Raw genomic sequence first — 9,252 nt, 5'->3', positions numbered from 1 at the left:
GGTGGCACAGACCACGACCGGGGGGCCGAGATTGGGAGTGGCCTGACAGCAACGATCAGGCCACCCGAGATTCAGGCTTTCTTGAACTGACTGAGCACAAACAGGCTGGTGGCACAGACCACGACCGAGGGGCCGAGATTTGGAGTGGCCTGATAGCAACGATCAGGCCACTCGAGATTCAGGCTTTCTTGAACTGACTGAGCACAAACAGGCTGGTGGCACAGACCACGACCGAGGGGCCGGCAGGGGTGTCCTGATACCAGGAGAGACTGAGCCCCCCCAGCACCGCCAGGCAACCTATCAGGGCCGCCAGGCCCGCCATCTGCTCCGGCGTCTGGCTGAAGCGGCGGGCGGTGGCGGCGGGAATGATCAGCAAGGAGGTGATGATGAGGGCGCCGACAAACTTCATCGCCACCGCGATCACCAGCCCGATCAGCAGCATCAGCACGCAGCGCAGCACGTCGACCCGCACCCCTTCCACCCGCGCCAGCTCCTCGGAGATGGTCATGGAGAGCAGGGGATCCCAGAGCCGCCACAGGGTGAGCAACACCAGGGCGCCGCCGCCGTAGATCCAGAGCAGATCCATGGGTTGCACCGAGAGCAGATCGCCGAACAGGTAGGCCATCAGGTCCACCCGCACGTTGTCCATGAAACTCAGGGTGACCAGACCGAGCGACAGGGCGCTGTGAGCCAGAATGCCGAGCAGGGTGTCGGTGGCGACCTGCTGATTGCGGCTCATGATGACTAGCAGCATGGCCATGGCGAGGCAGCAGACGACGACCGCCAGGGTGAGGTCGACCTGCAGCAGTATCCCCAGCGCTATGCCAAACAGGCAGGCATGGGAGAGGGTGTCGCCAAAATAGGCCATCTTGCGCCACACCACGAAGCTGCCGAGGGGGCCGGCCAGCAGGGCGATGCCGAGGCCGGCCGCGAGGGCATATAACAAAAAGCTGTCCACTGGAATGTCCTATTGCTTGCGAGAGGGCAGGCGGATGACGGGCGCCTGGGGTTCATGATGATGGTGTTCGCCGTCGCAGTGGTGATGGTGGGTGTAGACCGCCAGCACCTCCTGTTCCGGCCGCCCGAACAGGCGGGCGAATTCCGGGTGACGGGCCACGCTCTCCGGCTCGCCGTGACAGCAGACATGGCGATTGAGGCAGATCACCTCGTGGGTGCTGGCCATCACCAGGTGCAGGTCGTGTGAGACCATCAGCACGGCGCAGTTGAGCTCAGCGGCGAGTTGGCCGATGAGGGCGTAGAGCTCGATCTGGCCGCTGATATCGACCCCCTGTACCGGCTCGTCCAGCACCAGCAGCTCGGGTTTGACCAGCAGGGCGCGGGCCAGCAGCACCCGCTGCATCTCGCCACCTGAGAGTTTCTGCATCCGGTTGTCCAGCAGCTCCTGGGCCCCGACCCGGTTCAGCGCCTCGTCGATGGAGAGACGGCCGTTCTTGCCAAGCTGCAGGAAGCGGCGCACCGTCAGCGGCAGGGTGGGATCCAGATAGAGGCGCTGGGGCACATAGCCGACCCGCAGATCGCGACGGCGCAGGATCTGGCCGGAGTCCGGGCTGAGCAGGCCCAGCACCAGCTTGCTCAGGGTGCTCTTGCCTGCCCCGTTTGGGCCGACCAGGGTGGTGATTTTGCCTTTGTTCAGGGTAAAGGAGACCTTGTCGAGCACGGATCGTCCGTCGAACGAGAGACAGACATCTTTCAGCTCCACCAGTTGGGTCATGACAGCTCCGGGGTTTACAGCCTGTGAGAGTTATAATATAACAACAGCATTGGTTTGTTATATTATCACACACTCACTTCCTGACGAGACCCCTATGCGAATTCTTACCCTGATCACTGCCTTGCTGGTGGTGAGTCTGCCTGTTCGTGCCCTCGAGGTGCTGACCACCATCAAACCCCTCGGCTTTATCGCGGCCGCCATCACCGACGGCGTGAGTGAACCCAAGGTGTTGCTGCCGACCGGTGCCTCTCCCCATGACTTCGCCCTGCGTCCTTCCGACATCCGCAGCATCAACGACGCCGATTTGGTGGTCTGGGTCGGCCCGGAGCTGGAAGGCTTCATGGCCAAGCCGCTGGCCAAGCATCCCCATGTGCTGACCCTGACCAAGGTTCAGGGCATGCCGCTGTTCGACTACAGCAAGCAGACCGGGCATGAAGAGCATGCCGACGAAGATCATGACCATGATGGGCACGAGGGGCATCATCACGAAGGGGTCGACCCTCACATCTGGCTGGGGCCGACCCAGGCACTGGTCATCGCCGGTGCGCTGAGCGAGACTCTGAGTGCCCAGGATCCGGCCAATGCCGAACGTTATCGCGCCAACTTGTTGGCCTTCAAGGCCAAGGTGGAGGCCAAGGACAAGCTCATTTCCGGGCAGATGACGGCGGTGAACCAGAGGGGGTATTTCGTCTTCCACGAAGCCTATGGTTACTGGGAGCGTCATTACGGCATGAGATCCAAGGGGCACTTCACCGTGAGCCCGGAGCGCCGCCCGGGGGCCAAGACGCTGGTGGAGATCCGCAAGGCGCTGGAGGAGAAGCAGGCGAGCTGCATCTATGCCGAGCCACAGTTCTCGCCGGCGGTGATCGAGTCGGTCGCTCGCAATACGGGGGCCAAGGTGTTGCTGCTGGATGAGGTAGGCGAACAGGTGCCGCTCGGTCCCGATGGTTATCCGCAATTCATGCAGCAACTGGCCGATGCCTTTGCCGAGTGCCGCTAAAGGTGGCGACCGTGGTCATCTGACCGTCAGGGCTGACTATACTGACCTCCAGCGTATGAAATGGAGTGTTCGGTATGAAATGGATTGTCCCTGCCTGCATCGCGGCATTGAGCTGTACCCCGTTGCAGGCTTCCCAGCTCTCCAGTTACATTGCCAGCCCTGAGCTGAAGGCCAAGTTGCAGGAGGTTTACGGTGGCCGGGCATTGCAGCGGGCCGAGGCGTTTTCCCGGCTGCTCACACCCAGAGCGGGCACCACGGATCAGCAGAAGCTGGAGCTGGTGAACAACTACTTCAACAATCTGACCTACAGCGACGATCCCAAGCTGTGGGGAGAGGAAGATTATTGGGCCAATCCGCTGGAGTTTATCGGCGCCCGGGGAGGGGACTGCGAGGATTACAGTATCTCCAAGTACTACACCCTGATGGAGCTTGGGGTCGATGAGAAGAAGCTGCGGTTGGCCTACGTGAAGGCCATTCGGTACAACCAGTTTCACATGGTGACGCTCTACTTCTCGACCACCAAGTCCGATCCCATGGTACTCGACAACATCAACGGCCGTATTCTGCCCGGCAGCAAGCGCAACGATCTGCAACCCGTTTATAGCTTCGATGCCAAGAGTATCTGGGTCATGAAGTCACGGCGCGAGGGAACACTGGCTGGCAGCGCCGATCGCCTGACGCAATGGACCTCGATGCAGAGCCGCTTCTCCAGCGAGCATCTGCGTACCCCCCGCCGTCAGCTATAGCTTGCCCGCCGCTTTCAATTCCTCGAAATACTTTGTCGCCCCCGGATGCTGCTCGACACTCAGCACCGGACCTATCTTGTTGCGCGCCTTGTGGAACAGGTTGGCGTAGCCGTAGGTCTGCTCGTTGAAGCTGGTTTGCTGGCTCAGCATCGCCTTGGTCAGACGATAGACATCGGCATCTGGCGTGGTGCCATTGGTGACCAGGGTGGCGGCGATGGCGAAGGTGGGGGTGGCTTTCAGATTGCCCGGGTAGATGCGGGCTGGCACTTGACTGCGTTGATAGAACGTCACCCCCTTCAACAGTTGCTCCCGAACCGGCCCATCGATGGGTAAAAAGCTGATGGCGCAGCGCTTGGCAGTCTCCAATACGATCCGGTTCGGATGCCCCATCACCAGTCCATAGGCATCGATCTGCTTGCTGCACAGCGCCTCGGCCAGGTTGGCCACGCTCTTCAGATCCAGATCCTGCTCCTTTACACCCATGGCAGAAAACAGTGCCAGGGCAGTCTGGCGGGTACCCGAACTCTTCAGCCCCATATCGATGGGGGCCAGCTTGAGCTGATCCAGTGTGGTGAGGTCGCCGTCGGCCCGCACTACTATGGTGAAAGGCTCGGCATGAGTCGCGAAGAGTGCCCGCAGCTCGGGTTGGGGTTGCTTGGCAAAAGGTCCGATGCCATGACTGGCCTGATAGAGCCAGTCAGATTGGACGAGGGCGTAGGGGATCTCTCCCGTTTGCAGCAGACGCAGATTCTCGATGGAGCCTGAGCTGGCCTGCAGTTTGCATTGCAGATCCGGGTCACTCTTGCCGGCCAGTCGGCAGAACTCCTTGATGATCTGGTAATAAATACCCTGCTCGCCACCCGTGGCTATGGTGGCGGCGTGCGAGCCGGGTTGCCACAACAGGGCAAGTAACAGCAGAAAAGCTCTCATGATGCCTCCCGGCTAGCATAACCATCTATACCCCAGCCGCGCAGGGTGTCTATGTCGCTCACCTCGCTCGCTTCTGCCAGCAGGGTATAGCCGGAGGCATGCAGGCACTGGGAGAGCAGATTCCAGTAGAGGGGGGTCTGGGTCAGCTGACAGCTGATGAATACCGGCCTGACGGGGTCGAGCCTGGCCAGGTTGTCGTTGTTCATCGGCACGTTGCTGAATGCCATCTCGACCCCTTGGGCCTGCAGCGCCGTCAGCCGCTCCTCGGCCAGCGGGGGGAAGCTGGCCAGATCCCAGCGCCAGTCCAGAGTCTTGCCCTTGCCGCTCGCCAGGGATGAGGCGAACTGCGCCCAGTCGGGATGAGTGAGCAGGCTGAGGGGGAGCTGGATCCCCTCAGCCTTCTGGGCCAACCAGTCGTTGAGCAGGGCCCGGATCTCGTCGGGCGAACTGTCCGTGGTCGGCGGGGTGCGGGGAATAAGCCGGCTGTATAGCCTGATGTCTCCCTGAGTGGAGACAAAGTGCTGCAGATGCATGCCGTTTGCGGTCTCGGCCAGTCCCATCAGCGGTTGCTGGGCCTGAATGTCATCGTGCTTGCCGAGCTGGGTGATCTTGAGCCGCTGTTGCAGCAGGTCTCGCTTGCGCTCCGAGATCAGCTGGTTGATGGAGGTGACAACCTCCTGCAGTTCCCGCATCCAGGGAGTCGGCAGGTTGCCGCTGAACTGGCGTTTTCGGATCTGCATCAACTGCAGGCTGACCTCCTCGAGGGGGCGAAGCAGGCGATTGCACACCCACTGGATGATGAGGGTCAGTACCACCAGACCACCGAGCAGGGCCAGCCCGGTCCGGCTGATGGCATTCCACAGGTGCTGGTAGGCATAGCCCTTGTGCCCCTCGAGGGTGAGGGTGCCGAGGATGCGCCAGCCGTCGGTGAGCTCCTGCTCCACCTTGACCGGCGGCATGTGAACGACGGTCGGCAGCCAGCTGGGGATGTTCTGCTGCGCCGTGTGAAATGCCTTCTGAAACAGTATTTGACCATCCGGGTCCAGCAGGGTGACCGAGCTGACGAAGCCGCCGTCGAACATGGCGTTGACGATGGTTTCCGCCAGCACCTTGTCGTCGTTGAGCAGGGTCCCCTGCAGCACCAGCCCCAGCGCCGTGATGGCGGTCTCCAGGTTGGCCGACATCTGATCGAGGATGGATTGCCGTACCGTGGTGATCTCAAGCATGAACAGCAGGATGGCACCGATGGCGAACAGGATCAGAATGATTACATTTAACAATCTGGCCAATGACATACCTACTCCATGGCAATGTTATTGCAACATTTGATGATTCGGCTGCGAAAACAACCGGACCCGGTTCTTAAAAATAGAAAAAAATGGCTGAAAGCGACGATCATTTCTGCCCATGCAGGGAGGTTATGCATAAAATGTGAGGTTCGTGCATATAGCTATGAACTTTTTGTAAGTATTTAGGTCTAAAAACCAGATATTCGGTTTTCATAATAAAAACTCATAAAAACAGACCCACAACTACCACCCTTAGATCTAACGACAGGATAGCGGATGAAACGTCTCCGTCCCTTGGTAGCGCAGGCTGCCAACTGGGAACCCCCGGTTCCCCGCAAACATTTTTACGCCATGCTATTGCTCACGGCCATGACGCTGTCAGCGGTAGCCGTATTGCCAGCCCCAGGTGACATCCTGGAGCGGCCATTGCGTCTGGAGTTGCCGATCGCCACCACTGGCACCGCAACCAACGAAGACAACACCGACTTCAACGACATTCCGGATCACGAACTGGTGGAGGCTGCGGCCCCGGAGGATGACATCCCGGCCGATGCAACCCCCCAGTGGCAGGATTACCGGGTGCGCAACGGTGAGAACCTGACCACCATCTTCAACAACCTGGGGCTCTCCACCACCACCCTCTACAAGGTGCTGGATGCGGATGCCAAGAACAATCTGGCGCGGCTCAAGCCCGGCCAGACCATAGAGTTGCTGATCGATCAGGACAACATACTGCAGCAGCTCAAGATCCGCCTGAACATCAAGCAGACCCTGGTGCTGGAGCGCACCGACGACACTTACAGCGCCAACATGCTCAATGAAGAGGTGCAGTGGCAGCAGAAGAGTTATGACGGTGTCATCAACGGCAGCTTCTATGTCAGCGCCCGCAATGCGGGGATCCCGGCGAACCACATCCAGAAAATTGCCAACCTGTTCCAGTGGCGAATGAATTTCGCCAAGGATCTGCAAAAGGGTGACAAGTTCAAGGTGCTGGTGAAGCAGGAGACGGTCGAGGGCAAGAGCACTGGCAACACCCAGCTGCTGGGGGTGGAGGTGTTCAGCCAGGGCAAGACGGTGTCTGCCTGGCTGTCGGAAGATGGCAACTATTATGATGGCCAGGCGAACAGCCTGGAGCGTGGCTTCCGCCGTTATCCGACCCACAGTCGTTACCGGGTCAGTTCCAACTTCAACCCTGCCCGGCGCCATCCCATCACGGGTCAGGTTCGCCCCCACGAGGGGACCGACTTCGCCCTGCCGGTGGGGACGGCGGTCATGGCCACCGGTGATGGGGTCGTGCTCAAGGCGACCCGCCACCCGCTGGCCGGTACCTATGTGGTGATCAAGCATGGCCGTACCCTGATGACCCGCTATCTGCACCTGAGCAAGTTGCTGGTGAAGCCGGGCCAGAAGGTGAAGATGGGGGACAAGATTGCGCTCTCCGGCAACACGGGTCGCTCCACCGGTGCCCACCTGCACTACGAGGTGCGGGTCAACAACCGTCCGGTGGATCCCATGAAGGTCAAGCTGCCGATGGCCGAACCTCTCTCCGGCAAGGACAAGCGTCAGTTCCTCGCCAAGGTGAAGAGCTATCGCAAGGAGATGGAGGCGGGTTAATTTCCCCGTCCCGGATATGAAAAGGCCCCGCCAGATTGGCGGGGCCTTTTCATTGCAGCCAGGGCTCAGTAGCCCTTGTCGAAGTCGATCCGGCCATCGAGCTGCTGGCCCTCGATGAAGCGGATGTAGTTGCGGATGAAGATCTGGGCCACATCTTCCGGGAAGCTGTAGGCGCTGTTGTGGGGGGTGATGATGAGATTGGGCTGGTGCCAGAGCGGGCTGGTGGCGGGCAGGGGTTCCTGCTCGAACACATCCAGCACGGCCATCGCGATTTGCTCGGTACGCAGCGCCTCCAGCAGGTCCCCCTCGTGCACGGCATTGCCCCGACCGACGTTGAAGAAGATGGCGCTCGGCTTGCAATGTCTGAAGCGTTCGGCGGTGAACAGATGGCGGGTCTCGCGGGTTGCCGGCAACACGCTGACGATGACATCGGCCTGGGCCAGCATCTTGTTCAGCGCAGGCAGCTGATACACCTGATCGAAGCCCGCCCGCTCATTGCCACTGTGGCTGATGCCAAGCACCTTCATGCCGAAATGCTTGCCGGTCTGGGCGATGTGCTGGCCTATGCTGCCGGTGCCGAGCAGTAGCAGGGTCTTGCCTTTCAGGCCTTGATAGGGATGGCTCTGCCACAACTTCTGTTGCTGCTGTTCACGATAGAGTGGCAACTGGCGCGACAGGCTGAACAGGTGACCGAACACGTACTCACTCATCAGCGGGCCGAAGATGCCGCGCACATTGGTCAGCAGGTAGTCGTGGCGGCTGCTGGCATCCAGCAACACATCGACCCCGGCATAGGTGGATTGCAGCCAGCCGAGCTTGCCGGCCTTGGGCAACAGCGGCTTGGCGCGGGCCGGCTCAGCCATCAGGATATGGGCCTCCCCGATCAGTTTCTCGGCCTCGCTCTGGTTGTCGGCCCGCAGAATGCGCAGATGGGGGAGGTGGGCCGCCTTGAGCAGGCGTTCATAGTGGGCGTTGTCCTGGCTGAGCAGAAGCAGGGTACGTTGGCTCATACTCTTGTTCCTTATCATGTTTATGGCACGGCGGAGGAGGTACTGTTTCCATCTTACCCCAGTTGATCGGGCAAGATAGCCGAGCCGGGTGCTTTTTCGTTTTCGCCAAGGCCCTCGTGGGCTACAATCCGTCCCACATTTTGCAAAGGATCCGACTCCAGTGTTTGGTGACAAGTTTTATAAGCGACTGGCCGAGCTACAGCCTTGGCAACAGACCGTCTACACCCTGGCGCTGGCAGAGCGCATGTACCCCAACTATGTGCTGTTTACCCAGGCGGCCGGTTTTGGTGATGCGAAGGCATTTCGCCATGCGCTGGATCAGATGTGGAACTACCTCACAGTGAAGGGATCCCGGGTCAATCTGGGCGCCATTCTGGAGGCATTTGAGGTCTACATTCCCGAGCCAGGCAAGTTTGAATCTTACGGTGCCTATCCGGCGCTGGATGCCTGTGTGGCACTGGGCTGTGCCTACAACTCGGTGATCTGCCGGGTGGGGGAAGAAGCCGAAGATGCCAGCCATGCTTCGGTGGGAACCGTGGCCGGTTTCATCGACATGCTGGAAGGCCGCGAGCTGACCGACGAAGAGCTGTACGAGCACGAGTACATCGAGGCCGAACTGGAGTTTCAGGTCGAGCTGCTCAAGCGGGTGGCCCATGAGCGCGACAGCGAGCGCATCCTGGCCATTCGCCAGTTTGCGGCGCAAGACGGTGTCTCCAACATCGGCATCAGCCTGGAAGAGTGATTCCGCTGAGGATTCTGTCTAGTCCTGAAATAGGTTTACACATTTTCAGCTAGCTTTTTGTTACTCAGAACCCCCGATGCACCGCATCGGGGGTTCTGTATTTCAACGCATGATGCGGTCGCTCCAGGTTGTAAATATCCACCGCCTCACGCACCATCTCCCGCGCTTGCGCCAGGTCCTGCGGGCTTT

At 60.1% G+C, this 9,252-nt stretch carries 10 protein-coding genes; 4 read left to right on the top strand and 6 right to left on the bottom strand.

Annotated elements, in window-relative coordinates:
- Positions 1–178 precede the first annotated feature (178 nt).
- Positions 179–958 carry a zinc ABC transporter permease subunit ZnuB gene (gene znuB / locus MM194_RS21565; protein ID WP_033131722.1) on the bottom strand — a complete coding sequence of 260 codons (780 nt, stop codon included), beginning with the start codon at positions 956–958 and terminating at the stop codon, positions 179–181.
- Positions 959–967: 9 nt separating this feature from the next.
- Complete coding sequence (gene znuC / locus MM194_RS21560; protein WP_033131721.1) at positions 968–1,732, bottom strand: zinc ABC transporter ATP-binding protein ZnuC; 765 nt, start codon at positions 1,730–1,732, stop codon at positions 968–970.
- Between the two features lie 94 nt (positions 1,733–1,826).
- Here znuC and znuA point away from each other — a divergent pair, with 94 nt between their 5' ends.
- Together znuA and MM194_RS21550 are read left to right on the top strand one after the other, a co-directional pair.
- Positions 1,827–2,732: a zinc ABC transporter substrate-binding protein ZnuA gene (gene znuA / locus MM194_RS21555; RefSeq protein WP_033131720.1), complete on the top strand. Its 906-nt coding sequence runs from the start codon at positions 1,827–1,829 to the stop codon at positions 2,730–2,732.
- A 74-nt stretch (positions 2,733–2,806) separates the two neighbouring features.
- Positions 2,807–3,478, top strand: a complete 672-nt coding sequence (locus tag MM194_RS21550; protein WP_033131719.1) for a transglutaminase-like cysteine peptidase — start codon at positions 2,807–2,809, stop codon at positions 3,476–3,478.
- On the opposite strand, the gene MM194_RS21545 is transcribed toward MM194_RS21550, so the two are convergent.
- Both MM194_RS21545 and MM194_RS21540 read right to left on the bottom strand, forming a co-directional pair.
- Positions 3,473–4,408 (bottom strand): TAXI family TRAP transporter solute-binding subunit, encoded by a 936-nt coding sequence (locus MM194_RS21545; protein WP_241344937.1) that lies wholly within the window; start codon positions 4,406–4,408, stop codon positions 3,473–3,475. The genes MM194_RS21550 and MM194_RS21545 overlap by 6 nt on opposite strands.
- Positions 4,405–5,703: a LapD/MoxY N-terminal periplasmic domain-containing protein gene (locus MM194_RS21540; RefSeq protein WP_241344936.1), complete on the bottom strand. Its 1,299-nt coding sequence runs from the start codon at positions 5,701–5,703 to the stop codon at positions 4,405–4,407. The genes MM194_RS21545 and MM194_RS21540 overlap by 4 nt, the downstream gene beginning before the upstream one ends.
- A gap of 270 nt (positions 5,704–5,973) precedes the next feature.
- Here MM194_RS21540 and mepM point away from each other — a divergent pair, with 270 nt between their 5' ends.
- Entirely contained in the window at positions 5,974–7,311 is a 1,338-nt protein-coding gene (mepM, locus tag MM194_RS21535; RefSeq protein ID WP_033131716.1) for a murein DD-endopeptidase MepM, read from the top strand.
- Positions 7,312–7,376: 65 nt separating this feature from the next.
- Here mepM and MM194_RS21530 read toward each other — a convergent pair whose 3' ends face one another.
- Positions 7,377–8,321: a D-2-hydroxyacid dehydrogenase gene (locus tag MM194_RS21530; RefSeq protein ID WP_033131715.1), complete on the bottom strand. Its 945-nt coding sequence runs from the start codon at positions 8,319–8,321 to the stop codon at positions 7,377–7,379.
- Between the two features lie 160 nt (positions 8,322–8,481).
- On the opposite strand from MM194_RS21530, the gene MM194_RS21525 reads away from it, so the two are divergent.
- Positions 8,482–9,063, top strand: a complete 582-nt coding sequence (locus MM194_RS21525) for a YjaG family protein (protein ID WP_033131714.1) — start codon at positions 8,482–8,484, stop codon at positions 9,061–9,063.
- Between the two features lie 64 nt (positions 9,064–9,127).
- Here the strand turns inward: MM194_RS21525 and MM194_RS21520 are convergent.
- Positions 9,128–9,252 (bottom strand): transposase (locus MM194_RS21520; RefSeq protein ID WP_241344938.1); only part of this gene is annotated, 125 nt, incomplete at its 5' end.

This window comes from Aeromonas sp. MR16, assembly GCF_022549315.1.
Classification (GTDB): Bacteria; Pseudomonadota; Gammaproteobacteria; order Enterobacterales; family Aeromonadaceae; genus Aeromonas; species Aeromonas aquatica.
This window is presented reverse-complemented; position numbering and strand designations above follow the sequence as displayed.

Coding starts and splice junctions, on each gene's coding strand:
- MM194_RS21540 (WP_241344936.1), bottom strand. CDS start 5,703: ATGTCATTGGCCAGATTGTTAAATGTAATCATTCTGATCCTGTTCGCC.
- MM194_RS21545 (WP_241344937.1), bottom strand. CDS start 4,408: ATGAGAGCTTTTCTGCTGTTACTTGCCCTGTTGTGGCAACCCGGCTCG.
- MM194_RS21530 (WP_033131715.1), bottom strand. CDS start 8,321: ATGAGCCAACGTACCCTGCTTCTGCTCAGCCAGGACAACGCCCACTAT.
- znuC (WP_033131721.1), bottom strand. CDS start 1,732: ATGACCCAACTGGTGGAGCTGAAAGATGTCTGTCTCTCGTTCGACGGA.
- znuA (WP_033131720.1), top strand. CDS start 1,827: ATGCGAATTCTTACCCTGATCACTGCCTTGCTGGTGGTGAGTCTGCCT.
- MM194_RS21550 (WP_033131719.1), top strand. CDS start 2,807: ATGAAATGGATTGTCCCTGCCTGCATCGCGGCATTGAGCTGTACCCCG.
- mepM (WP_033131716.1), top strand. CDS start 5,974: ATGAAACGTCTCCGTCCCTTGGTAGCGCAGGCTGCCAACTGGGAACCC.